Source organism: Actinophytocola xinjiangensis, assembly GCF_001921215.1.
Taxonomy (GTDB): domain Bacteria; phylum Actinomycetota; class Actinomycetes; order Mycobacteriales; family Pseudonocardiaceae; genus Actinophytocola; species Actinophytocola xinjiangensis.
Window position 1 is genome coordinate 146,232 of record NZ_MSIF01000003.1, and the last position, 22,843, is coordinate 169,074.

General features: G+C 72.1%; 21 protein-coding genes. 9 read left to right on the top strand and 12 right to left on the bottom strand.

What is annotated here, in order from left to right:
- Positions 1–24: 24 nt before the first annotated feature.
- Genes BLA60_RS08475 through BLA60_RS08485 form a run of 3 tightly spaced genes read left to right on the top strand, consistent with a single transcriptional unit; the run spans position 25 to position 4,039 of the window.
- Complete coding sequence (locus BLA60_RS08475; protein WP_075132239.1) at positions 25–1,242, top strand: oxygenase MpaB family protein; 1,218 nt, start codon at positions 25–27, stop codon at positions 1,240–1,242.
- 2 nt (positions 1,243–1,244) lie between these two features.
- A complete protein-coding gene (locus BLA60_RS08480; RefSeq protein ID WP_075132240.1) occupies positions 1,245–3,548 on the top strand; it encodes a molybdopterin cofactor-binding domain-containing protein in 2,304 nt (767 codons plus the stop codon).
- Positions 3,549–3,562: 14 nt separating this feature from the next.
- The gene (locus tag BLA60_RS08485; RefSeq protein ID WP_075132241.1) at positions 3,563–4,039 is read left to right on the top strand and encodes a (2Fe-2S)-binding protein; all 477 of its coding nucleotides are present in this window, start codon (positions 3,563–3,565) and stop codon (positions 4,037–4,039) included.
- 2 nt (positions 4,040–4,041) lie between these two features.
- On the opposite strand, the gene BLA60_RS08490 is transcribed toward BLA60_RS08485, so the two are convergent.
- Positions 4,042–5,022, bottom strand: coding sequence for an AMP-binding protein (locus BLA60_RS08490; protein WP_162292925.1), 981 nt, complete (start codon positions 5,020–5,022; stop codon positions 4,042–4,044).
- A 118-nt stretch (positions 5,023–5,140) separates the two neighbouring features.
- Between BLA60_RS08490 and BLA60_RS08495 the strand changes: the two genes are divergently transcribed.
- The gene (locus BLA60_RS08495; protein WP_075132243.1) at positions 5,141–6,301 is read left to right on the top strand and encodes a TetR/AcrR family transcriptional regulator; all 1,161 of its coding nucleotides are present in this window, start codon (positions 5,141–5,143) and stop codon (positions 6,299–6,301) included.
- On the opposite strand, the gene BLA60_RS08500 is transcribed toward BLA60_RS08495, so the two are convergent.
- Genes BLA60_RS08500 through BLA60_RS08510 form a run of 3 tightly spaced genes read right to left on the bottom strand, consistent with a single transcriptional unit; the run spans position 6,280 to position 9,089 of the window.
- On the bottom strand, positions 6,280–6,981 hold the full coding sequence (locus BLA60_RS08500; protein WP_075132244.1) for a hypothetical protein: 702 nt from the start codon (positions 6,979–6,981) through the stop codon (positions 6,280–6,282). The two genes, BLA60_RS08495 and BLA60_RS08500, sit on opposite strands and share 22 nt — an antisense overlap.
- Positions 6,982–6,993: 12 nt before the next feature.
- Positions 6,994–7,836, bottom strand: a complete 843-nt coding sequence (locus BLA60_RS08505; protein WP_245811888.1) for a hypothetical protein — start codon at positions 7,834–7,836, stop codon at positions 6,994–6,996.
- A complete protein-coding gene (locus BLA60_RS08510) occupies positions 7,833–9,089 on the bottom strand; it encodes an Nramp family divalent metal transporter (protein ID WP_075132245.1) in 1,257 nt (418 codons plus the stop codon). Before BLA60_RS08510 ends, BLA60_RS08505 begins: the two co-directional genes overlap by 4 nt.
- Before the next feature lie 71 nt (positions 9,090–9,160).
- Here BLA60_RS08510 and BLA60_RS08515 point away from each other — a divergent pair, with 71 nt between their 5' ends.
- Genes BLA60_RS08515 through BLA60_RS08525 form a run of 3 tightly spaced genes read left to right on the top strand, consistent with a single transcriptional unit; the run spans position 9,161 to position 12,127 of the window.
- Positions 9,161–9,817 carry a response regulator transcription factor gene (locus BLA60_RS08515; RefSeq protein WP_075132246.1) on the top strand — a complete coding sequence of 219 codons (657 nt, stop codon included), beginning with the start codon at positions 9,161–9,163 and terminating at the stop codon, positions 9,815–9,817.
- Position 9,818: 1 nt separating this feature from the next.
- Positions 9,819–11,168, top strand: coding sequence for a HAMP domain-containing sensor histidine kinase (locus BLA60_RS08520; RefSeq protein WP_075132247.1), 1,350 nt, complete (start codon positions 9,819–9,821; stop codon positions 11,166–11,168).
- A complete protein-coding gene (locus BLA60_RS08525; RefSeq protein WP_075132248.1) occupies positions 11,165–12,127 on the top strand; it encodes a TAXI family TRAP transporter solute-binding subunit in 963 nt (320 codons plus the stop codon). Before BLA60_RS08520 ends, BLA60_RS08525 begins: the two co-directional genes overlap by 4 nt.
- A 1-nt stretch (position 12,128) precedes the next feature.
- On the opposite strand, the gene BLA60_RS08530 is transcribed toward BLA60_RS08525, so the two are convergent.
- The 4 genes from BLA60_RS08530 to BLA60_RS08545 all read right to left on the bottom strand — a co-directional run bounded on the left by BLA60_RS08530 (position 12,129) and on the right by BLA60_RS08545 (position 16,559).
- The gene (locus BLA60_RS08530) at positions 12,129–12,896 is read right to left on the bottom strand and encodes a 2-keto-4-pentenoate hydratase (protein ID WP_075132249.1); all 768 of its coding nucleotides are present in this window, start codon (positions 12,894–12,896) and stop codon (positions 12,129–12,131) included.
- 17 nt (positions 12,897–12,913) lie between these two features.
- Positions 12,914–13,573 (bottom strand): LuxR C-terminal-related transcriptional regulator, encoded by a 660-nt coding sequence (locus BLA60_RS08535; RefSeq protein ID WP_075132250.1) that lies wholly within the window; start codon positions 13,571–13,573, stop codon positions 12,914–12,916.
- A 101-nt stretch (positions 13,574–13,674) separates the two neighbouring features.
- On the bottom strand, positions 13,675–14,316 hold the full coding sequence (locus BLA60_RS08540) for a response regulator (protein ID WP_075132251.1): 642 nt from the start codon (positions 14,314–14,316) through the stop codon (positions 13,675–13,677).
- A complete protein-coding gene (locus BLA60_RS08545; RefSeq protein ID WP_075132252.1) occupies positions 14,313–16,559 on the bottom strand; it encodes an ATP-binding protein in 2,247 nt (748 codons plus the stop codon). Before BLA60_RS08545 ends, BLA60_RS08540 begins: the two co-directional genes overlap by 4 nt.
- Before the next feature lie 141 nt (positions 16,560–16,700).
- Here BLA60_RS08545 and BLA60_RS08550 point away from each other — a divergent pair, with 141 nt between their 5' ends.
- On the top strand, positions 16,701–17,963 hold the full coding sequence (locus BLA60_RS08550) for a hypothetical protein (RefSeq protein ID WP_154814220.1): 1,263 nt from the start codon (positions 16,701–16,703) through the stop codon (positions 17,961–17,963).
- Between the two features lie 11 nt (positions 17,964–17,974).
- On the opposite strand, the gene BLA60_RS08555 is transcribed toward BLA60_RS08550, so the two are convergent.
- The gene (locus tag BLA60_RS08555) at positions 17,975–18,970 is read right to left on the bottom strand and encodes a polysaccharide deacetylase family protein (RefSeq protein ID WP_075132253.1); all 996 of its coding nucleotides are present in this window, start codon (positions 18,968–18,970) and stop codon (positions 17,975–17,977) included.
- A gap of 135 nt (positions 18,971–19,105) precedes the next feature.
- Positions 19,106–21,037 carry a glycosyl hydrolase family 18 protein gene (locus tag BLA60_RS08560; RefSeq protein ID WP_075132254.1) on the bottom strand — a complete coding sequence of 644 codons (1,932 nt, stop codon included), beginning with the start codon at positions 21,035–21,037 and terminating at the stop codon, positions 19,106–19,108.
- Positions 21,038–21,285: 248 nt separating this feature from the next.
- Here BLA60_RS08560 and BLA60_RS08565 point away from each other — a divergent pair, with 248 nt between their 5' ends.
- Entirely contained in the window at positions 21,286–21,621 is a 336-nt protein-coding gene (locus BLA60_RS08565; protein WP_075132255.1) for a helix-turn-helix domain-containing protein, read from the top strand.
- Here BLA60_RS08565 and BLA60_RS08570 read toward each other — a convergent pair.
- Positions 21,618–22,208: a ClpP family protease gene (locus tag BLA60_RS08570; RefSeq protein WP_075132256.1), complete on the bottom strand. Its 591-nt coding sequence runs from the start codon at positions 22,206–22,208 to the stop codon at positions 21,618–21,620. The genes BLA60_RS08565 and BLA60_RS08570 overlap by 4 nt on opposite strands.
- On the bottom strand, positions 22,205–22,816 hold the full coding sequence (locus BLA60_RS08575; protein WP_075132257.1) for a ClpP family protease: 612 nt from the start codon (positions 22,814–22,816) through the stop codon (positions 22,205–22,207). Before BLA60_RS08575 ends, BLA60_RS08570 begins: the two co-directional genes overlap by 4 nt.
- Positions 22,817–22,843 lie beyond the last annotated feature (27 nt).

A 22,843-nucleotide genomic window follows, 5' to 3' on the forward strand; every position in this document is an offset into this window, starting at 1 on the left:
CGCGATGACGAGGAGTTCGTGGGAATGGCGGAGCTGAGCAGGCGCAGGATGTTGGTCTCGGGTGGTGCCGTCGGTGCGCTGGGTGCGCTCGGCGTGGCCACCCCGGCCCAGGCACGCACGACCGACTGGTCGTGGGCCCCCAGCGGATCGGTGGCCGGTGCCGGCGCCGGCACCGATCCGCGGTGGGTGTGGGACGAGGAGGCCGACCCGCTGGTCGCCTCGCTGCTGGACCGGGGCGCGGTGCCCGAGGTCAACCGGCTGCTGTGGAACTGGAATCGCAACGACCAGCCGCTGCCCGCCGGGCTGCCGGCCGACCTGGCGGACTTCATCGAGGGCGCCCGGCAGCTGCCGTCGTGGGCCGACCGGGGCAAACTGGAGACCGCGGCCGAGTTCAACAAGTCGCGGGGCCTGTACCTCAACCTGCTCAACGGTGTCGGCGGTGGCATGCTCAGCACCGCCATTCCCAAGGAGGCGCGCGCGGTCTACTACTCGGCGGGTGGCGCCGACATGGAGGACCGCGTCGCCAAGACCAGCATCCTCGGCTTCGCCGTCGGCGCGCTCAACGCCTACCGGCCCGACGGCAACTGCGTGGTCAACGCGGTGAAGACCAGGCTGGTGCACGCCGCCGTGCGCCACCTGCTCCAGCAGTCCCCGCACTGGGGCGGCGACATCCCGATCAGCCAGGAGGACATGCTGGTCACCTGGCACACGCTGCCGACCTTCGCGATGCGCGAGATGCTCAGGTGGAAGGTCCCGATGCCCACCGCCGACCGCGAGGCCTACCTGCACTCCTGGCAGGTGACCGCGCACCTGCTCGGCATCCGCGACGAGTACATCCCGGCCACGTGGGACGCGGCCAACGCCCAGTCCGACCAGGTCCTGCCGCGCAACATGGGGCCGACCGGCGAGGGCGTGGTGCTGACCGACATCCTGCTCGGCCAGCTCGCCGAGCAGACCAGCCCGGGCAGCATCAGCCGGCCGCTGTGCAACGCGCTGGCCCGGTTCCTGGTCGGTGAGCAGGTCGCCGACTGGGACGAGATCCCCCGGGAACCGTTCTGGGAGCGCACGATCGCCACCGTGTGGCCGATCCTGGTGCGTTTCCGCGAGGGCCTGGTGCCGCTGCCGCTGGTGCCGGAGATCGCCTGGACCATCGACGAGGCGCTGCGTCAGTACATACTGTTCTTCCTCACCAAGGGCCAGGAAACGAAGATCGAGATCCCGACGGCCAACCGGCCGGAGTGACGATGACCGAACCGGGTGGTGGTGGCGACGTGGCTGGGTCCATCGGGCGGCGGCGGTTCCTCGGCTACGTGCTGGCGGCGCCGACGCTGGTGACCGCGGCCGAGCTGGGAGTGGCGAGCGCGGCGGGGGCGCAGCCGGCGGCGGCCCCCCGCGTCGCCGACCTGCTCGACCTGACCGACCTGATGACGGTCGCGACGCTGCCCACCGCCGGGCTGATCGCGGTCGAGGTCCACGCGGACGGCACGGCGTCCTTCGCGCTGCCCCGGGCCGAGGTCGGCCAGGGCATCACCACCTCGACGGCCATGCTGATCGCCGAGGAGCTGTCCCTTCCGCTGGACCGGATCCGGGTCACCCTCGCCGACGCCCGGCCCGAGCTGGTGTTCAACCAGCTCACCGGCGGGTCGAACACCACCCACGCCACCTACCGCCCGATCCGGGTGGCCGCCGCGATCGCCCGACAGCGGCTGCTGGCGGCGGCGTCGGCCGAGCTGGGCTCGCCGGCCGGCGAGCTGACGTTGTCGGCCGGCGTGGTCACCGACCGCGCCGGCCGGGGCGTGGAGCTCGGGGTGCTGGCGGTCAGGGCGGCCAGCGACCGGTCCGAGCCGGTGACCGTCGAGCTGGCGGCCAGGGAGAGCTTCACGGTCATCGGGCGCCCGCACAACCGGGTGGACGCGCTCGACGCGGTGACCGGGCGCAAGAAGTTCGCCATGGACCTCGCCGTGCCGAACGCGTTGCCGACGATGGTCTGCCGGCCGCCGACCATCAACGGCACGGTCAACTCGGTGGCCAACCTGGCGGAGGTCGCCGCCATGCCGGGCGTGACCGACGTCGTGGTGATCGGCACCGGGGTGGCGGTCCGCGCGCGGACCTTCGGGCAGTGCGTCGACGGCGTGCGGGCGCTGCGGGTCAGCTGGAAGGCGGGCACCGCGGCCGGGAAGTCCGACGAGACGGTGCTGCGTGAGCTGGCCGCCGCCGAGCTGCCGCTGGGTCTGCTGCCGCCGCTGACGCCGACCGTGGAGGGCCGGTTCACCTTCCACTTCCGGGGCAACAGCGCGCTGGAGCCCAACTGCGCCATCGCCGACGTCCGGGCCGACCGGGCCGAGATCTGGTCGGCGCTCAAGTCGCCGATCGTGGCCAGGCAGTCGATCGCCGCGCGGATCGGGCTGCCGCTGAACCGGGTCACCGTGCACGTCACCGAGGGCGGCGGTTCCTTCGGCCGCAAGCTGTTCTTCGACGCCGCGCTGGAGGCGGCGGAGGTGTCCAAGAAGATCGGCAAGCCGGTGAAGCTGATGTGGCACCGCGCCGACGACACCCGGCAGGGACGCACCCACCCGATGGCGACCTCGCGGGTGCGGATGTCCTATCTCGGGGACGCGGTGCTGGGCTACCAGCAGCGGCACACCAGTGTGTCCACCGACCTCGGCCACGGGCTCGGCGAGATCATCACCGCGTTCGCCGCACAGCTGCCGGTCGGGGACATCGGGTTCGCCGAGACGTTCTTCCTGCTCAGCCAGGAGCAGTCCTACCGGTTCGGGGTCAGCAGCCAGTTGCTCAGTGAGACCGACAAGGGCTTCAACACCGGCAGCACGCGCAACGTCTACTCCCCCGACGTCACCACCGCCCGCGAGCTGATCGTCGACCAGCTCGCCGCCAGGATGGGCTCCGACCCCCACGACTTCCGCCGCCGGTTCCTGCGCGCCGACCGCGCGAAGGCCGTACTGGCCAAGGTCGCCGAGGTCGGACAGTGGGGCAGGGCGATGCCGGCCGGGACCGCGCAGGGCATCGCGTTCCACGCCGAGTACAAGTCGGTCAGCGCCGCGCTGGTGGAGATCGACTGCCGGCCGGAGACGGTGAACCGGCCCATCCGCGACGGCGTCGGCGGCCCCCGGGTCACCAAGGTCGTGTTCGCCGTGGACGTCGGGCTCGCGGTCAACCCGCGCGGGCTGGAGGCGCAGATGATGGGCGGTGTCATGGACGGCATCGCGCTGGCGCTGACCTCCAGCCTGCACCTGCGCGACGGGTACTTCCTGGAAGCCAGCTGGGACAACTACTTCTACACCCGCCAGTGGAACACCCCGCTCGACCTGCGGATCATCATCATGCCGGACACCTCGGAGGACCCCGGCGGGGCCGGTGAGCTGAGTGTGGCGGCGTCGATGGCGGCGGTGGCGTGCGCCTACGGGCGGGCGACCGGGACCATGCCGACCACCTTCCCGATCAACCACGGCACGCTGTCCTTCGAGCCCAAGCCGACCGTGCCGCCGGTGCCGGCCTCGCCGACCGACGGCCGCGACCACGCCAGCTGAACAAGGAGATCCGCGTGCCAGAGCACACCTTTCGCGTCAACGGCGAGCAGGTGACGGTCACCGTCGAGGACGACGTGCGGCTGCTGTGGGTGTTGCGCGACATCCTCGGCATCACCGGCCCGAAGTACGGCTGCGGCATCAACGTGTGCCGCGCGTGCACCAGCCACCTCAACGGGCGGGCCGTCAGCCCGTGCTCGATCCCGGTCGGCGACCTCGAACCGACCGACGAGGTGACCACCATCGAGGGCCTCGCGGCGACGGTCGACGAGGACCTGCACCCGATGCAGCGGGCCTGGCTCGACCACGACGTCGCCCAGTGCGGCTACTGCCAGCCCGGCCAGATCATGGCGGCCGTGGCGCTGGTCCGCCGGGTCACCGAGGAGGGCCGGTCGATCACCGACGCCGACCTCGACGGCCTGCGCAACATCTGCCGCTGCGGCACCTACCCGCGTATCCGCGACGCCATCCGGGACGGCGCGGCGAGGATGTGACCTCAGGCCCCGCCGACCGGCAGGCCGAGGCCGGCGAGCAGGTCCAGGACCTCCGGCGGGGCGCCGCCGCCGAACCGGACGGTCCCGTCGAGCCCGAGCCGGGCGCGCAGCGGGGCGAGGACGGTCTCGTCGGCCGGCACCGAACAGTCCACAGTGGACAGGACGTGTCGGATGAGGGTGGCGAGCCGCTCCCACGCCGGGGGCGCGCCGAGAAAAGCCTGTGGTGCCACCGTGGTCAGCGTTTCGGCGAGCCGGTCGGGGTCCTGGCAGACGGTGACGTGCCCGGCCGAGTAGACCGGCAGGTACAGGCCGAGCACGCGGTCCTCGACGTGGGTCAGCGGCAGGTGGGCGACGGTCCTGGGGTGCGGCGCGGTCGGCCGGGCCAGCTCCTGGGTGACGCACCGGTGCAGGACGTCGCGGTGGGAGACCACCACGCCCGCCGGGTCGGCGACGGTGTGCACCACCGCCACCGGGTCGTCCTGGCTGTCCTCGGTGAGCGGCGCGTCGTGCCCGGCGGTGAGCAGGTCGGCGTAGCGGGTGTGCCCGTCGCCGTCCAGCACGACCACCCCGCGCAGGGCCGGCATCGCGGCCAGCGCCGGCGCCCACCGGGTGAGTTCGGCCGGGCCCGTCAGGACGACGACGGTCGCCCCGCTGTCCCGGGCGATCCGGTGGAGCTGGTCGGGGCCCAGGGCCGCGTCGACCGTGCAGGGAATCGCGCCGAGCTGGACCGAGGCCAGGTCGACCACCCAGTGCTCGGGGCGGGTGGCCGGGCCAAGGAGCATCCGCTCACCCCGGCGCAGGCCCAGCGCGGACAGGCCACCGGCGACGGCGAGCACCTCCTCGCCGAGCTGGGACCAGGTGCGGGTGACGCCGTCGGCCCCGGTGAGGGCGGGCAGGTGCCCGTGGACGGTGACGTCGCGGCGGAGCAGGCGGGAGATCGTCCAGGCACCGACCGAGGACCGGACCTGCTCAGCGGTGACCATCGCCATGTCACCATCTTCCCGAATCACGACTTACTTGTCGACACACATCCCCAGGTGAAACGCGAAATCTTTGATAACAGCGCCCGATTTCCGATTCAGTGCGAGGTACTCTCCGGCCATGCCGGTCACCCAGCGACGTCGGCCTCGGGACCGGGGAGCGTGTATCGCCCTCGCCGCGGCGGAGTTGTTCTGCGTGCGCGGGTTTCACAACGTCGCGCTGGAGGACATCGCCGGGGTCGTGGGCATCACCGGCCCGGCGATCTACCGGCACTTCCCGACCAAACAGGCGATCCTGGCCGCCGCCGTCGAGGAGCTGGCGGGCGCGTTCGCGACCACCGTGGCGTCCGCCGCGCCGGGCGGGCTGCCCGACGTGGTCGGCGCCCTGGTGCGGTTCGCCCTCGACCGGCGACCGGTGGTCCGGCTCTACCAGTGGGAGAGCCGCCACCTGCCGGCCGGCGAGCGCGTCAGGCTGGCCGGGCGGTTCGCCGACACCGTGGCGGTACTGCGGGAACTGGTGGCCGGCAACCGACCCTCACTGTCCACGCGGGACGTCTCGGTGCTGGTGGCGGCCGCGCTGAGCGTCGTGGTCAGCCCGTCGACCCACCGCGCCACCCTGGCCAGGAGCACCGCCGAACGGACCGTCACCGACGGCGCGCTGGCCGTGCTCGCCACCGACCTGCCGCCCCCAGGACGCCGCCCGGCCGGCCCGGACCGGCGGCTCACCCTGCTCCCCCGCCGCGAACGCCTGCTGGCCGAGGCGGTGCGGCTGTTCCACGAACGCGGCTACCACGCGGTCAGCATCGCCGAGATCGGGGCGGCGGCCGGGATCACCGCCTCCAGCGTCTACGCCCACGTCACCGGTAAGGCCGACCTGCTCGCCGCCGCCTACCACCGGGCCACCAGCCGCCTCGAACTCGCCACGGCCGAGGCGCTCACCGGCACCACCAGCCCGGCCACCGCACTGCGCCGGCTGGCCGAGACCTACGTGCGGATCACCTTCGACCAGGCCGACCTGACCGCCGTCTACGTCTCCGAGAGCGAGAACCTGCGGCCGGCCGACCGCCACCGGCTGCGGGTCGCGCAGCGCCGCCACGTCGACACCTGGGTCGGGCTGCTCGGCGACCTGGAGCCGCAACGCCCGGCGGTACTGCGCTTCCGGGTGCACGCCGCGCTGAACGTGGTCACCGACCTCGCCCGCACCGGCGGCCGGTCGGTCACCGAACAACGCGCGGTCGCGCTGGTACTGGCGCTGCTCGATCAGCGGCGGAACTGGTCGTAGAACCCTGCCTTCACGTCCACCACGGCCTCCTCGGTGCGGCGGAACACCTTCTGCTCCTCCGGCGAGTCCAGCCGCTGCCACAACCGAAGACCCAGCTGGTCGGAGTGGGTGGAGGCCAGCGGGGACGCCTCGGCCAGCGGCCGGATCTTCGCGTCGTGCACCTTGTGCGGCAGGTAGAACGTCGACCGGTCGCCCAGCAGCGGGCCGATCCGCCGCCACAACTGTTCGTACTCCACCGACACCAGTACCTCGCCCCAGAACCGCAGGATCGTGATCAGCCCGGTGTCCGGGTACTCCCCCGCACCGGCCACCGCGATCAGCTCCAGCGTGCGGGTGATGGTCTCGACGGTGCACGGCGAGGGCCGCGAGCGCACCAGGTCCTCCCGACGCACCCCCAGCCGCAGGATGTCCTCGGTCATCTCCTCGCGGTGCGACGGCGTGCGGCCGTCCTCGTCGGGGTACTCCTCACGCAGGATCGCCCGCGCGACACGCAAGGTCTGCTGGTCGCTCAGCAGGTCGATCGCCAGGTCGTAGGCCGGGGTGAACGCCAGCGACAGGAACCGCCGCTGCAACACCACCTCGTGGAACTCGACGTCGGTCAGCCGGTCCACCCGGCGCAGCACCGGGTGGTCGCGGAACCGCGCGATCTGCTCGTCCTCGAACTCGTCCAGCTCGTGCACGGTGTCCCTCCTCTAGGGTCGAATGCGGTCCAGGTCCTGTTCCCAGGTCAGCGGGTTCACCGGGAAACCGATGCCCCACAGGGTGTCCAGCTCCCGCTGGAACTGCTTGGCCAGCACGCTGTCCGCGCCGTCGATCTCGAACTGCGGCGAGTCGATCGCCAACTGACCGTGCAGGAACACGCTGACCAGGTAGTGCTCGTCGGCCCGGTAGACCGCCACCGACGGAAGCGAGTTGTAGACCTTCACCTTCAGGTGCGTCGCCCGCCGCCTGCGCTCGGACACCAGCTCCTCGAGGATCCCCAGGCACTGCCGTACCCCGGCCCGCACACTGGTGTGCAGGTGGTTCACCCCGCGCGCCTTCAACGCGTCGTCGCGCAGCGGGGCGACCAGGGAGTTGGGGTAGAGCAACAGGATCCGCACCTCCGCGCGCCGGTCCAGCGCCTCGCCCAGCGGTTCGCGCAGCCGGTCGAGGTTGGGGATCCAGGTGTTGAGCACGGTGATCTCCCCGGCCTCCCGGACGTAGCGGTTGAACGCCTCGTCGGTCAGCCGGGGGTGCACGGCGACCAGCCCGGCGTGCCGGTCGTGCCGGAAACCCCGGTCGACCGCCGCGCTGAGGCTGGCCAGCCGGCTGTCCAGGCCGTCGAGCTTGCGGAACCCGTCGAGCTCCAGCAGCAGCACGACCGTCACGCTGCTGAGCACCAGCAGGGTGATCTTCGGGATGGCGCCGCCCGGGGCGATCGTGTCCAGCCAGCCGAGCAGGTCGGCCAGCACGACGAGCACCCCGAGACCCGCCATCCCGAACAGCCCGACCCGCTCGGAGCGGCGCCGCAGGCCGGCCGTGTGCTGGGCCATCATGTGACCAGACCCAGCACCTGGTCGTAGGCCAGGTAGACGAACAGCGCCAGGCACGCCCCGAGCATCGCGTTGGACACCCAGCCCGACCGGCCCAGCGCCGGCATCCGCCGGGAGTTCAGCATCACCAGCAGGGTCCCGGCCAGGAACGGCATGAACAGGGCGCCGAGCGCGCCGTAGGTGACGGTCAGCTGGAAGGGCTGGTCGAGGAACAGCAGCGCCATCGGCGGGAAGGTCAGCCACAGCACGTAGGCGCGGTAGGCGGGGGCGCGTTGCGGGGTGGTGTTCTCCGGCGCGGCGCGCACGGTGCGCCACCAGTCGGCGAACAGCAGGCTCACGCCGTTCCACACGCCGATCACCGAGGTGAACGACACCGAGAAGAACCCGATGAGGAAAGGGATCCGCGCCCACTGGCCGTAGTCGGCGGCGAGCGTGTCGCCCAGCGTCAGCAGACCCTTGTCGCCGGAGACGACCTCCTGGCCGGCGAGCAGCTCGGCGCCCACGACCAGCATGGCCACGACGAACACGCCGGTGGTGACGTAGCCCAGGGCGTTGTCGGTGCGCATCATCGGCAACCAGGACGGGCCGCGCCAGCCCTTGGCCGTGGTCCAGTACCCGTAGGCGGCCATCGTGATGGTGCCGCCGACCCCTCCGATCAGGCCAAGAGCGTAGACCAGGGAGCCGTCGGGCAGCCGGGGCAGCAGCCCCTCCCCCAGATCGGCCAGCCGCGGGGTGACCAGCACGGCGGTACCGACCACGGTCACGAACATGACCCCGATGAACGCGGTCATGACCTTCTCCAGCACGGCGTAGCGCCCGTACCAGACCAGCAGGAAGCCGGCCAGGCCGCAGAGCATCGCCCACCAGCGCACCGACAGCACGGGGAACAGGGCGTTGAGCGGCAGCCCGGAGGCCGACATGGCGGTCGCGCCGTAGACGAAACCCCACACCAGGGCGTAGGCACCGAAGTACCACAGCGCCCAGCGACCCAGCGTGCGCCAACCGGCGAGGATCGTCTGCCCGGAGGTCAGGTGCCAGCGGCCGACGGCCTCACCGAGGGCCAGTTTGAACGCGGTTCCGAGGATGACCGCCCACAGGAGCGTGTACCCGTACTTGGAGCCGGCGACCATCGTCGCCACCAGGTCACCCGCGCCGACACCGGTCGCGGCGGCCATGATCCCGGGGCCGACCTGGCGCAGCCGCAACCGCCACCCCAGGGGAACGGCCACATCGTTGTGGTCCACTTCACTCGACATGATGGGAAGGTAAGCCCGTGGCTCGGGGGGCCCGGTCAGACTTAACAGTCCCTTAGGAAAGAGGTCCTGGCATGCGCGTGCTGGTCGTCGAGGACGACGACGGGGTGGCCGCGTCGCTCGTCGGCGCGCTGAAGTCGAAGGGCCACCTGCCCGACCGGGTCGCCCGGGGCGCGGACGCGCTGCTGCGCCACCGCGACGCCGACATCATGCTGCTCGACCTGGAGCTGCCCGACATCCACGGCCTGGACGTGGTCCGCAAGCTGCGCAAGGTGTCGCCGCTGCCGCTGATCGTGATCACCGCCCACGGCGAGGAGCACCTCAAGGTGTCCGCGCTCAACCTCGGCGCCGACGACTACCTGGTCAAGCCGATCGGGCTGGGTGAGCTGGTGGCCAGGATCCGCGCGGTCACCCGGCGGGCGGCCACCGAGGCCGAGCCGGGCGCGGTGACCACCCGGGACCTGACGATCGACCTGCCGGCGCGCCGGGTGCTGGCCGGCGACGGCCGGGAGATCGAGCTGACGCCCAAGGAGTTCGACGTGCTGGCGGTGCTCGCCCGCCACTGCGGGGTGGCGGTCAGCCGCCAGCAGCTGCTGGACACGGTGTGGGGCGACGCCTACGTCACGGTGAACCGTTCGCTGGACGTGCACATGACCGCGCTGCGGACCAAGCTCGCGCGGCCGGGGATCATCACCACCATCCGCGGCTACGGCTACCGGCTGGAGGGCTGAGGTGCGGCGGCGGCTGATGCTGGTGCTGCTGGTGTTCGCGGTGGCCGCGGTGACCGCGTTCGCGGTGCCGCTGCTGCTGGCCACCGCCGCCAACCGGACCCAGCGCTTCGCGCAGTCCCGCACGGCCGACGTCGCCCGGTTCGCCACGCTCGCCGGGGAGGACCGGGCCCACCTGGTCTCCGAGGTCGACGCCCACGTCGGCCTGTACGGCGACGGGGTCGTGGTGGTGGACGCCCGGGGGCGCCCGCTGGTGGAGGCCGGGCTGCGCGCCGGTGACGAGCGGGTGGCGGCCGCGGTGGACGCCGCCCTGCGCAACCAGCCGCAACCAGCGCCGGAGGAGCTGCGGCCGTGGTCGGCGGGCACGGCGCTGTTCAGCCAACCGGTCGGGTCGGGGCCGAGCGTGTCCGGGGCGGTGGTGCTGCGTTCGGCGGTCGAGCCGGCGGTGGCCGACATCCGTGTCCAGTGGACGGTGATCGCGCTGGGGGCGTTGGCCGCGACCGGGGCGTGCGTGCTGCTGGTGCTGCGGCTGACCAGGTGGCTCGTGCGACCGGTGGAACAGCTGGGTGCGGGAGTGCACGCGGTCGCCGAGGGACGTGAGCGTACGCATGTCGACGTGGTGGCCGGCCCGCCGGAGCTGCGAGGGCTGGCCGAGGAGTTCAACCAGATGTCCGACGCGCTGGCCGAGTCGGCGAGCCGCCAGCGGCGGCTGGTGGCCGACGCGTCCCACCAACTGCGCAACCCGTTGGCGGCCCTGCGGTTGCGCATCGACACGCTGGCCGCTGGCGACCCGACGCACGACCCGATGGTCGCCGAGCTGGAACGGTTGGAGGCGCTGCTGGACGGCATGCTGGCGCTGGCGTCGGCCGACAGCACCGCCACCGACCTGGCCACGGCCTCCACCGGGGCCAGCTGCGACGCGGTGGCGGTCCTGGTGGAGCGGGCGGAGGCCTGGCACGAGGCGGCCGAGCGGGCCGGGGTGACCCTGGTGTGTGCCGGCGCCCCGCCGGACATGCCGGTGCGCCAGGCGGAGTCCGAACTGGCCCAGGTCGTCGACGTGGTGCTGGACAACGCGATCAAGTACGCCGGCCGGGGCGCGACCGTCCACTGGCGAGCCACCCGCGACGGCGACCTGGCCGAGCTGACCGTCGACGACGACGGCCCCGGCGTGCCCACCGAGGAGCTTCCCCTGCTGACCGAACGCTTCTGGCGCGGCCGGACCAACGACGCCCCCGGCTCCGGACTCGGCCTGGCGATCGCCGACCGCCTGACCACCGCCCACGGCGGCCGGTTCGCCGTGGGCCCCGGCGAGCGGGGCGGCCTGGCCGTCCGCATCACCCTGGCGGCGTCATGACCGGTTTTCCGTTGCGCCGCCGGAGTTTCCTGCTGCTCGCGGCCGCCGCCACCACCTCGTGCGCCACCGCGTGCGCCACCGCGTCCTACGGTGGTCCACAACGAACACTGACCATCGCCGCCGGCGAGAAGGGCGGCTTCTACAAGGAGTTCGCCGCGCTGCTGGCCCAGCGGCTGACCACCGCCCCCGGTGACCTGAACGCCACCGTCCGGGAGTCCACCGGTTCGGTGGCCAACCTGGAACTGCTCAGTGCCGGCGAGGTCGACCTGGCCCTGACCCTGGCCGACACCGCCGACTCGGCCGTCGCCGGCGCGGCCCCGTTCACCGCACCGGTCCCGCTGCGCGCCATCGGCCGGGTCTACGAGAACTACCTGCAGCTCGTCGTGCCCACCACCAGCCCGGTCAGGTCGGTCGCCGACCTGGCCGGTCGCCGCATCTCGCTGGGCGCCGAGGGCTCCGGCGCCGCCCTGTCCGGCGAGCGCCTGCTCGCCGTCAGCAAGGTACGGGCCGACGTGGACCACCTGCCGCTCACCGAGGCCGCCGACCTGCTCGCCGCCGGCGACATCGACGCCCTGCTGTGGTCCGGCGGCGTCCCCACCCCCGGGCTGGCCGAACTGGACGCCCGCCGGCCCATCCGGCTGGTCGACATCACCGCGCACGTCACGGCGCTGCGCGCCACCTACGACTTCGCCTACCAGCAGGTCGGCGTGCCCGACAGCGGCTACGGCCACCCCGGCGCGGTCACCACCATCGGCGTCCCGAACCTGCTGGTGGCCGCCCCGTCGCTGCCCGAGGACGTGGCCGAGGAGGTCGCCCGGCTCCTGGTCGAGGACGCGCCGGACCTGGTGCCGGAACAGGCCCTGGGTACCCAGTACCTGGACCGCCGCTCGCTGATCGCCACCGACCCGGTCCCGCTGCACCCCGGCGCGGCCAGGGCCTACCGGCAGCTGCGCGGCTAGCTCACCCCTGGACCTCGACCGTGCCGAGTCGGTCGAACTCGGCCAGGAACCGGTCGCCGGCCGACATCGGTACCGCCGCGTGCAACGCCCCGGTCATGATCAGCTGGCCCGGTTCGAGCGCGACCCCGTGTCCCCCCAGGGTGTTGGCCAGCCACGCGACGACCGCGACCGGGTCGCCCAGCGCCGCCGCCCCGGCCCCGGTCGCCACGACCTCCCCGTTGCGGCTGAACACCATGCCCACCAGCCGGGGATCGACCTCGGCCAGCGGCACCGCCCGGGTGCCCAGCACCACGGCACCGTTGGACGCGAGATCGGCGATCGTGTCCGCCAGCCGGATCCGCCAGTCCACGATCCGCGAGTCGACGATCTCCAGCCCGGCCATCACCTCGGCGACCGCCGCGCGGGCCTGGTCCAGCCCCACCCCCGGCCCGCGCAGTCCGCTGCCGAGCCGGAACACGATCTCCGCCTCGACCCGGGGCGCGATGAACCCCCCACGCGGCACCCGGTCCCCGTCGCCGTGCACGGTCGACGCGAGCACCGGCCCGTAGTCCGGGGTGTCGACGCCGAACTGGCGCTGCATCGGTACCGACGTCAGCCCGGCCTTGTAGCCGACCACCCGGTCGCCGTCGGCGAGCAGCAGCGACACCAGCTCACGCTGGACGGCGTACCCCTCGGCCATGCCCATCGACGGATCGTCATCGGTCAGCGGGGCGATCGGCACCCGGGTCGCCCGTGCCTCGTACAGCGCCCTGGCGCGGTGGCTGTCCACGCCCCGATCGTAGGGCGCTAGGCCGACCTGCGGTGCCCGGCGTGCTCACGTTCGCCGGCCACACCGTGCTCGATGGCGTAACGGATCAGCTCGGGGCGGCGACGCAGGCCGGTCTTGTCCCGCACCCGCTCCAGGTAGCTGCGCACCGTCCGGATGCTGATCGCCAGGGTCTGCGCGATGTCCTGGTCACGGTCCCCGGCGACCAGCCGCACCAGCACGTCCTTCTCCCGCGCGGTCAACTCGGCCGCCGACGCCGCCAGCCACGACGGCGACCGGGTCGACGCGACCGGGTCCGACGGACGCGCACGGTGCCCCGCGGCGATGCGGCGGATCGCCGCCAGGATCGCCGCGCCCTCGGCCCGCTTGCTCAGGCAACCGTGCGCCCCCGCCGCCAGCGTCGCGTGCACCCAGTCCACGTCGGTACGGTCCGAGAGCACGAGGACGCGGTGCCCCATCCTGGTCAGCGCGCGCACCGCGTCGGCGTTGCGCATCACCGGCAGGTTGGGGTCCATCACGACGATCGAGTTGGACCACCGTCGCCGCGCCGCGAAGCGGGCCACCGAATCGCCGACGGCGTCCACGACCACGTCCGGCGCGGCCTCCAGCAGCCGGAGGAGCGTCGCGCTGAACACCGCGTCGCCTTCCACCACTCCGACCGGAATCCCCTGCGCCGCCACCCCGGACCTCCCTGCTCGCCGTGTTCGCCCTACGGCGAACGCTAACGAGCATCCGAGCGCGGTGATGGTGGCTGTTCGTCCACCATTTCGGAGTCAACAGGTCACAGTTCGTCAGCGAGCACGAGTCCGTCCTGGATCGCGCGGGCCACCAGCGCCGCCTTCGTCGGGGCCTCACGGCCCACGTTGGCGTACTTCACCCGCACCCGCTCCAGGCACGCGTTCACCCGCCGGACGGTCAGGTTCAACCGCCGCGCGACCATGTCCTTGGACTCGCAGTGGAACCACTCCAGCAGCACCTCGCTCTCCCTCGGCGAGAGCCGGGGGCGGTGCGGCCGGTCGTCGGTGCCGAACGCGCCGGAGAGCACCGGCGGCGTGTACGGGGTGTTGGTCGCCGCGGCCTCGACGGCGGCGACGAGGTGGTCCTGGCCCTCGGACTTGGTCAGGTAGGTGAACGCGCCGATGTCCAGACAGGTCAGCACGGTCTCCCGGTCGGCGCGCATGCTGTACACGACGACCTGCCGGCCGGCGTCCACCAGCCGTTTGAGGTCGCCGTAGGCCGGGCCGGTGACGTCCAGTTGCAGGTCCAGGATCACCACCTGCGCCTGGTCGCCGGGAGTCAGCCAGGCGACGCCGACGTTCGCCCCCGAGTCGAGCACCTCGATCGGCGGGTCGGCGAGCATGCACCACGCCCGCACCCCGGCGACCACCGCGGGGTGATCGTCCACCACCACGACCGTGGTCATCCGCGCCCTCCCTGCCATGTCGCCTGTATCCACAACCGGTCACCGTCCAGCATGGTCGACGTCGCGATCTGGTCGGTGTTGGGCACCGGGACCGCCTGCGGCGGGCAGTCCGCGATGACGCTGACCGTCACCGTCCCGTCCGCGCCGGCCACGGTCAGCCGCACCCGGCCGCGCGCGGTGGCCAGCGCGGCGATCGCCGGCTCGGTCAGCACCCGCCGGACCTCGCGCGGGATCACCGGCCGCACCCCGGCCTCGGCGAAGGACACCGACACACCGTTGCGTTCGGCCAGCTCGATGCACGCGCGCAGCTCGTGCAGCAGCGGGTCGGGGGCGGTGGCGTCCTCGGCGAGCAGCCGGCGCATCTTGGCGGCCTCGACCGCGCACCGGCGGCGGGTGTCCTCCGCGCCGGGGTCGAGTGTGCCCGACGCCAGCCCGCGCAGCAGCGGAACGGTCGTGTCGGCCAGGCCGGCGTAGCGCTCGACGCGGTCGCGGTGCAGCTGTTCGGCGACCGCCTCCTCGGTGCGCACCTGTTCCTCGGCGCGCGCGGCCCTGGCCGAGGAGCTCGCGAGCCGGCGCAGCACCGCGGCGATCAGGCCGACGGCGAACTGGTAGCCGAGCACGATGACGGTGGCGCTGACCAGGCTGGTGACCGGCAGCGCGGAGTCCCCGCCGAGCGCGGCGTGGGCGAAGGTCATCACGTACTGGGCGACCAGCACGCCGACGAACACCGGCACCCGCACGTCGAGCAGCAGCAGCACCAGCGTCCAGCCGGCGTCGCCCTCCGACCAGTGCACGGTCCCGAGCCGGTGTTCGGGTGGGATGGCGGCGGTCGCCACGGCCGAGAGGGCGAACACCAGCGCGATCAGCGCCCAGCGCCACCGGCCGAGGTCGCCGCCCCGGTGGATCCGCAGCGCCACCCCGATGGTGACCGCGACGAATCCGCCCCAGGCCAGGAACTGCGGCCACACCTGCGGGTAGATGTCCAGGTTGGCGATCAGCTTGGGCAGGTCCAGGCAGGTCAGGATGACCAGGTTCATCACCACGACGGCCCAGCGCAGCCCGGTGAGGAACACCGAGCCGAAGACCTCGGTGTCGTCGCCGGCCAGTTCGGTCGGCCGGCGCGGGCAGCTCAGCCGCACGCGGGTGCCGTGGCCGGGGCGGCTGTGCACCTCGGCCTGGCCGCCGGCACGGTCCATCCGCTCCACCAGCGAGCGGGTCAGGCCGTAGCGGTGGCGCGGCAGGCGTTGCGGGTCGAACCCGACGCCGTGGTCGACCACCTCGACGGAGACCAGGTCGCCGTCGGGCCGCGCGGTCACGGTGGCCTCGCCGACCCCGGCGTGGCGCACGACGTTGGTCAGCGCCTCGCGGGTGCCGTGGCAGAGCAGTACGGCGGTGGTCGCCGGCATGCGCAGCGTCTCCGGCAGGTCCAGGTGCACGCGCAGCGGGGTCAACCGGCCGACGTCGCGCAGCATCGGGATCAGGTCCGCCTCCCGACTGGACACAATGGACGGTCCGCCGATCACCTCGAGGTCGCGGGCGGCCTGGTCGGCCAGCCACTGCTGGCGGCCACCGGCGATGCCGGCGCCGACCATCAGCAGGGTGGCCGAGGCGGTGTCGTGCAGGGCGGCGAGGTACTCACGTTCGTCGACCCGCCGGGACGCCGCGACCGCCGCCTGCCGGCGCACCAGCTCACCACGCTCGACCTGGCGGTCGGCCGCCCGCGCCGCGCGGCGCACGAACCGGTAGATGGCGAAGGAGAGCACGACCTCCATCACCAGCCACAGCTGCAGCGGCACCGAGGACAGCCAGTCGCCGGGCCTGGCGAGCGCGGAACCGGCGAGCAGCGCGGGCACCACGACCACGGTCGCCGCCGCCAGCCCGGCCGGGCCGATCTGCCACGAGTAGCTGACGATCGTGATGCCGACGGCCGCGAGGACCCAGTTCGTCCCGGCGGCACCGCCCTCCGCCGACGCGGTCCACAGCTGGGTGACGGCCAGGGCGCAGGTCACCGCGACGTCCACGGGAACCAGCCAGTAGCGGGCCCGGTCCGGCCCGCGCACCATCGTCGTGGCGTACAGGACGTTCCACACGTTGAGCAGCACGACGACGGAGATCGCGACCACCGGACGGGGTGCCGACTCGACGAACGACCCGAGGCTCGCGACGCCGACGACCGCCAGCCGCAGGGCCAGCGCGTACTTCAGGCCCTGCCGCCGTAGTCCTCGTTCAGCGGATCCGATCAACTCGACCCCGTGATCCGCGCGCCGACCGGCAGGTGCGGCCGTCCGGTGTCCCCCAACCCGAACCTGACCACGACCGGTGAGACTAGCAGTTCGTCGCGCGCGAACCCCCGCACACCGGACGAAGTGACTAGGCTGTTACAGATGGTTATCAGACAACCGTGGCCGCTCGACGAACTACCGTTGGTCGGCGGGCCGGACCTGCCACTGGGCATCTTCTGGCCGCCGCATCCCTACGAGATCACCCTGGAGCGCTACCAGGAGATCGCCGCCGCCGGCATGACGTTCCTGATCACCGGCAACTACATGTTCGACCAGTACATCAACCGGCGGGCGCTCGACCTGGCCGCGCAGGCCGGCCTCAAGGTACTGGTCAACGCGCCGGAACCCCGGCTCTCGGCGACCACCCACACCCTGTCGGTCACCGACGACCCGGCCGCGCCGCTGCGGATCAGCCCGGCCGACACCACGCGGCTGGTCCAGCAGATGGTCGACGACTACCGCCGCTACCCGGCCTTCGCCGGCTTCGACGTCTACGACGAGCCGCCGCAGGCCAAGTTCCCGACGGCCGCCGCGGTGACCGCGGCGGTGCGCTCGGTGGCGCCGGACCTGTTGGCCTACAGCAACCTGGTGCCCGGCAACGGAGCCACCTACGCGGCGATGGTGGCGCGCTACATCGACACCGTGGCGCCGCCGGTGCTCTCCTTCGACCGCTACCCGATCCTCACCGGCGGCGTCATCGACCTCAACTACTTCGACAACTGGGCGATCATCCGCCGCGCGGGGCTCGCGGCCGGGATCCCGACCTGGGTGTACCTGCAGTCGGTCAAGTACGCCCGCCACGAGCTGCCGACCGAGGCGCAGCTGCGCTGGCAGGCCAACATCAGCCTCGCCTACGGCGCCAAGGGCATCCTCTACTTCACCTACTGGACACCGGATCCGGCCAGGGGCGAGGCGTTCGAGTCGGCCATCATCACCCGCACGGGTGAGCGCACGCACCTCTACGAGGCGGCGGCGACGCTCAACACCCAGTGGCTGACGCCGGTCGGGCGCGAGCTCAAACCGCTGGTGTCGGTGTCGGTCACGCACGCCAACGAGAACCCGCTGCCGCCGGGCACCGAGCCGTTCGTCCCGGACGAGTACGTGCGGGCCGTGGAGGGCGGAGCGGTGGTGGTCGGCCAGTTCCGCTCGGCGACCGACGACGGCTCCCGGTGGGTACTGGTGGTCAACCGCTCCGACCGGGCGGAGACGACCGTACGGCTGACCTTCGGCTCGTCGACGCGCTCCGCCGGCCGGTTCCACGCCGGGCCGATGGGCTACAAACCGGCGCGCGGGTCGGCGTTCGTCCAGCTGGCCGCCGGCGGGGCCGCCCTGTTCCAACTCGACGGGGCGGCCCGGACCGGCTAGGTAGGGCCACGTCAGGGTGTCCGGCAGGCCACCGCCGGGGTCGCCCACTGGCCGTTGGTCATCACGGTGAAGCCGAAGGTGGTGCTGGCGCCCGGGGCGAGCGAGCCGTTTCCGTTGGGGCGCATGGTCATCACGTTGCCGTTCCAGCTCGGGGTGCCGTTCCAGGTGGTGGACACCCGCTGCGGCGCGGTGAGGGTGACCGTGGAGGTCCAGCTGGTGATGGCGCTCGCGCCGGCCCGGATGGTCACCTCGCCGTTGAACCGGTCGCCCCACTGCTGGGTGGTCCGGTAGGTGGCCGTGCAGGACGCGGAGCCGGGCGGCGGGGTGTCGCCCGGCGCGACCGCCCGGCCGGTCGTCGGCGAGATCATGCCGGCGCACAGGTTGCGGCTGGCCAGGTTCGCGGCGATCTGCGGGATGGCGTTGATGGTGGTCTGGTAGCCGTCGTGCATCAGGATCACGCCGCCGTCGCGCAGGTTCGCGGCGGCCGCGACGATCTGGCTGGTGCTCGCGCCGTTCCAGTCCTGGGAGTCGACGCTCCACAGCACCTCGGTCAGCCCGAGCTGGGCCTCGACGGCGCGCACGGTCGCGTTGGTCTCGCCGTAGGGCGGGCGGAACAGTCTCGGGGTCTGGCCGACGGCCTGCTGGAGCGCCTGCTGGGTCTGGGACAGCTCCGAGGTGATCTGGGCGGAGCCGAGCTGGGTGAGGTGCGGGTGGGACCAGCTGTGGTTGCCCACCCACATCCCGGCGTCGACCTGGCTCCTGGCCAGACCGGGGTTCTGCGCGACCTTGGAGCCGATGTTGAAGAACGTGGCGCGCAGCCCGGAGGAGCGCAGGGCGTTGAGCAGTGCGGTGGTGGTGGCGCCGTTGGGGCCGTCGTCGTAGGTGAGGCCGACGTAGCCGGCCGAGCAGTCGGCGAGGGCGTCGGCCTCGGCGTTCGCGGTGGTGGGCAGGGTCATGGCGGCGGCGCCGAGAAAGGCGGCGGCCAGCACGAGGGCGGAGCGAAACATCAGTCCTCCGAAAATTACGGAACCGATTGTTACCCGCCGTCGTTGAGCGTAAGTCGTTGTTGTTGACCGGTCAAGGCTGGGCCGCCACACGGAGTTCCGAAAGTTTCGGAACCCGTGGGCGGCCCAGCCCGGTGCTCAGCCGATGCCCTGGTGGACGGCGGTCATCAGCTCACCGTTGGCGGTGTCGCCGTCCATGGACCAGATCATCGCGCCGCCGAGGCCGTTGTCCTTGATCCAGGCGGCCTTGCGGGCGATCTCGGTCGGGTCGTCGAACGTCCAGAACGTCGAGCCGTTGAACAGCCACGCGTGGCCGGACTGGGTGTCGCGGTGCAGCGTGTAGCCACTGCCCAGCAACGGTTTGATCTCCTTGTAGTCGTTGATGCCGGCCTCGAACCGGCCGGGCGCGGGACCGGTGGCCGGCTGGTGCAGGCCGTTGTTGGCGTTGGTCACGCCCGTCCAGCCCCGGCTGTAGAACGGAAGCCCGAGGACCAGCTTGGCGGGCGGGGCACCGGCCCCGGTCCAGGCGTTGGCCGCGATCTCGATGCTGTAGGGCTTGGGGCCAGGGTCATTGGCCGGCAGGTGGATCGCCGACTGGTTGTTGGTGACCGGGTCCCAGCCGCCGTGCAGGTCGTAGCCCTGCAGGGTGCCGAAGTCGAGGTAGTCGAAGATCCGGTTGACCTCGAAGCCGGCGGTCACCTTGTCCGGGTCGGCCGGCAGGAACGCGCTCATCTCGTAGTCCCGGCCGGAGACCGCGCTGTACGCGTCGAGCTGGCGGCGCCACTCGGCCAGCAGCAGCGTGAAGTTCTGCTTGTCCTCGGGCCGCACGACGTTGCCGGTGTTGCCCTCGCTGCCCGGCCACTCCCAGTCGAGGTCGACGCCGTCGAACACGCCGGCCGCCGAACCGGGACCGCCCTGCGGCTCGCCGCCGAGCGGGGGCAGGTTGCCCTTGATCCACATGTCGAGGCAGGAGGAGACGTGCGCCTGCCGGGACGCGGCGGTCAACGCGGCGTTGGAGAAGTACTTCGACCAGGTCCAGCCGCCGAAGGAGATGTGCACCTTCAGGTGCGGGTACTTGGCCTTGAGCTGCTTGAGCTGGTTGAGGTTGCCGGCCAGCGGCTGGTTGTAGACGTCGGCCTGGCCGTTGACGGTCTGGTCGGCGGTGAAGCGGCGCTGGTAGTCGGCCCAGGCGTCACCCTGGCCGAGCTGGTTGGCCTGGAAGCAGCGCCCGGAGGAGTCGATGTTGCCGAAGGCGTAGTTGATGTGGGTCAGCTTCGCGGCGGACCCGGACGTGTCCAGGTTCTTGACGAGGTAGCCGCGGTCGTAGATGCCCCACTGGGTGAAGTAGCCGACCTTGCGGTTGCCGCCCGGGCCGGGGTCGCCCTGCTGCTTGGTGGTGGCCGAGACCGAGGTGCTGTGGCCGGAGGTGTTGCCGGCCTCGTCGCGCGCGCGGACACGGAAGCTGTAGGTGGTGGCCGGTTGCAGGCCGGTCACGGTGAACGAGGTCGACGCGGTGGTGCCGACCGGCGTGGTCGAGTTGCCCTGGAAGACCTCGTAGCCGGTGACGCCGACGTTGTCGGTGGCGGCCTGCCAGCTCAGCGGGACCGAGCGGCTGGTGGTCTCGCCGGCGCTCAGGCCGGACGGGGTGGACGGCGCCTCGGTGTCGGGCTCGCCGGAGGAACCGTCGCAGGGGAAGCCGTTGACCGTGCAGTTCAGCGGTGCACCGGGGCCGGTGCCGTTGAATCCGAAGGCGGTCGAGCCGTTGGCCGGCACGGAGCCGTTGTAACTCCGGTTGACGAAGCGGTAGTGGTCGCCGGTGCGGGTCATGCCCGCTTCCCAGGTCGATCCGATGGTGGTGCCGCTGGGCAGGTCGAGCTCGACCGTCCAGTTGGTGAGCGCACTGGAACCGGCCTGGACGACGATCTGGCCGGTGAAGCCGGTTCCCCAGTCCGAGACCTTGGCGAAGGTGGCGGTGGGGTTGGTCGCGGCCTGAGCGGTCGCGGGAAGGCCGGTGACGGCCAGGGCGAGGAGTAAGGCGGGTAGGAGGCGTCTTGGCGACGGTCTGGACATCGGGCTCCTCCGGTCTGTGGCAGGGGTTCGGGGGAATCTCCACCACTTTGTGGTCTAGACCATAGTGAATCAAGGTCTAGACCAGTGTTGTGTCCGGAATGGGGCTGACCGGCGCAGTGTTTTGTCGGCCGCTTGGGCGGTTGGTCGCGGGTTGTGGGGTCGTGCTGTGCCTCGGTGGTGTCCCACTCGGGTTTCGCCGGGAGCGGAAACGGGGTGGGTGGGGGTGGCGGGGGTGCGAGGATGGCGCCATGGCCGATGTGGTTCAGCTTCGTCCCGATCGGGAGCCGGAGCCTGAGCGGGAACCGGAACCCCTGTGGCGGGAGGCGCTCGGGGGGTACCTGCGGCGCGCCCGCGAGGAGCGCGGCGGACGCCTGGTCGACGTCGCCGAGCGGGCGGGGATCTCGCCCCAGTACCTCTCGGAGATCGAGCGTGGGCGCAAGGAGCCGTCGAGCGAGATGATCGCCGCCGTGGGTGGGGCCCTGGGTGTCCGGCTGGACGATCTGCTGATCGGGGTGGCTTCCGCCGTGCGGCGAGGTGCCCCGTCGGTCCGACGGCCCACGGGGCCGGTGTTGATGGCGGCCTAGTCACGGCGGTCGAGGACCCGGTCGGCCAGGCCGTACGCGACGGCGCCCGCCGCGTCGAACACCCTGTCCCGGTCGGTGTCGTGGCGCAGGTCCGCCACCGCTCGGCCGGTGTGGGTGGACAGGATCTCCTCCAGTTGGGTGCGGACGCGCACCACCTCGTCGGCGGCGAGGATCAGGTCGGGGATCGTTCCCCGGCCCTGGGCGGCGGGCTGGTGGAGGACCACCCTGGTGTGCGGGAGCACGGCCCGCCGGCCTTGCGCGCCCGCCGCCAGCAGCACGGCGCCGGCCGCCACGGCCTGGCCGACGCACGTGGTGGCCACCGGCGCCTTGATGTAGCGCATCGTGTCGTAGAGGGCGAGCATCGCCGACGGGTCGCCGCCCTCGGAGTTGATGTAGAGGTTGATCTCCTGGTCGGGGTTCTCGGCTTCCAGGTGGAGGAGTTGGGCGATCAGCGCGTTCGCCACGCCGGGGTCGATCGCCGTGCCCAGGTAGACGATCCTGGACGACAGCAGGTGCGAGTACACGTCCATGATGCGTTCCCCGCCCATGGTGCGGGTGACGACGTTGGGAATGGTGTAGGTGCTCATGCCGGAACCCCCAGTCCGAGTTCGTGGGTACGCACCGGCACGACCTGGCCGAGACTGTCTACGATGTGGTCGATGAAGCCGTAGTCCTTCGCCTGCCCCGCGGTGAACCAGCGGTCGTGCAGCGAATCGGTGAAGATCCGTTCCCGGTCCTGACCGGTGTCCTCGGCGATCAGGCCCAGGACCGTGTCCCGGGTGTGCCGCAGGTCGTCCGCCTGGACCTCGACCTCCACGGCGGAGCCGCCGATGCCGGCCGAACCCTGGTGCATCAGGACGCGAGCGTGCGGCAGCGCGTAGCGGCGGCCGGGGGTGCCGGCCGACAGCAGGAACTGGCCGGCACTGCACGCCAGGCCCAGCGCCAGCGTGACCACGTCGCACGGGACCAGGCGCATCACGTCACGGATGGCCAGCATCGCCGGGACCGAGCCGCCCGGTGAGTGGATCCACAGGGCGATGTCGCGGCGCGGATCGTCACCGGCCAGTGACAGCATCTGGGTGGCCAGGGCGGTGCCGTTGTCGTCGTCGAGGACGCCGTCGAGCACCAGGACTCGTTGGCTGAGGAAACGTTCCCGCTGCCGGTGGTCGAACAGCGGTGGCCTGTCGTTGGTCATGCCACGACCATGCCGGCAGCGGGACGC

Excerpts from the sequence above, each read along its gene's own strand:
- BLA60_RS08475 (WP_075132239.1), top strand. The coding sequence starts at position 25 with ATGGCGGAGCTGAGCAGGCGCAGGATGTTGGTCTCGGGTGGTGCCGTC.
- BLA60_RS08480 (WP_075132240.1), top strand. The coding sequence starts at position 1,245 with ATGACCGAACCGGGTGGTGGTGGCGACGTGGCTGGGTCCATCGGGCGG.
- BLA60_RS08490 (WP_162292925.1), bottom strand. The coding sequence starts at position 5,022 with ATGGTCACCGCTGAGCAGGTCCGGTCCTCGGTCGGTGCCTGGACGATC.
- BLA60_RS08495 (WP_075132243.1), top strand. The coding sequence starts at position 5,141 with ATGCCGGTCACCCAGCGACGTCGGCCTCGGGACCGGGGAGCGTGTATC.
- BLA60_RS08505 (WP_245811888.1), bottom strand. The coding sequence starts at position 7,836 with ATGATGGCCCAGCACACGGCCGGCCTGCGGCGCCGCTCCGAGCGGGTC.
- BLA60_RS08510 (WP_075132245.1), bottom strand. The coding sequence starts at position 9,089 with ATGTCGAGTGAAGTGGACCACAACGATGTGGCCGTTCCCCTGGGGTGG.
- BLA60_RS08515 (WP_075132246.1), top strand. The coding sequence starts at position 9,161 with ATGCGCGTGCTGGTCGTCGAGGACGACGACGGGGTGGCCGCGTCGCTC.
- BLA60_RS08525 (WP_075132248.1), top strand. The coding sequence starts at position 11,165 with ATGACCGGTTTTCCGTTGCGCCGCCGGAGTTTCCTGCTGCTCGCGGCC.
- BLA60_RS08540 (WP_075132251.1), bottom strand. The coding sequence starts at position 14,316 with ATGACCACGGTCGTGGTGGTGGACGATCACCCCGCGGTGGTCGCCGGG.
- BLA60_RS08550 (WP_154814220.1), top strand. The coding sequence starts at position 16,701 with ATGGTTATCAGACAACCGTGGCCGCTCGACGAACTACCGTTGGTCGGC.
- BLA60_RS08555 (WP_075132253.1), bottom strand. The coding sequence starts at position 18,970 with ATGTTTCGCTCCGCCCTCGTGCTGGCCGCCGCCTTTCTCGGCGCCGCC.
- BLA60_RS08560 (WP_075132254.1), bottom strand. The coding sequence starts at position 21,037 with ATGTCCAGACCGTCGCCAAGACGCCTCCTACCCGCCTTACTCCTCGCC.
- BLA60_RS08565 (WP_075132255.1), top strand. The coding sequence starts at position 21,286 with ATGGCCGATGTGGTTCAGCTTCGTCCCGATCGGGAGCCGGAGCCTGAG.
- BLA60_RS08570 (WP_075132256.1), bottom strand. The coding sequence starts at position 22,208 with ATGAGCACCTACACCATTCCCAACGTCGTCACCCGCACCATGGGCGGG.
- BLA60_RS08575 (WP_075132257.1), bottom strand. The coding sequence starts at position 22,816 with ATGACCAACGACAGGCCACCGCTGTTCGACCACCGGCAGCGGGAACGT.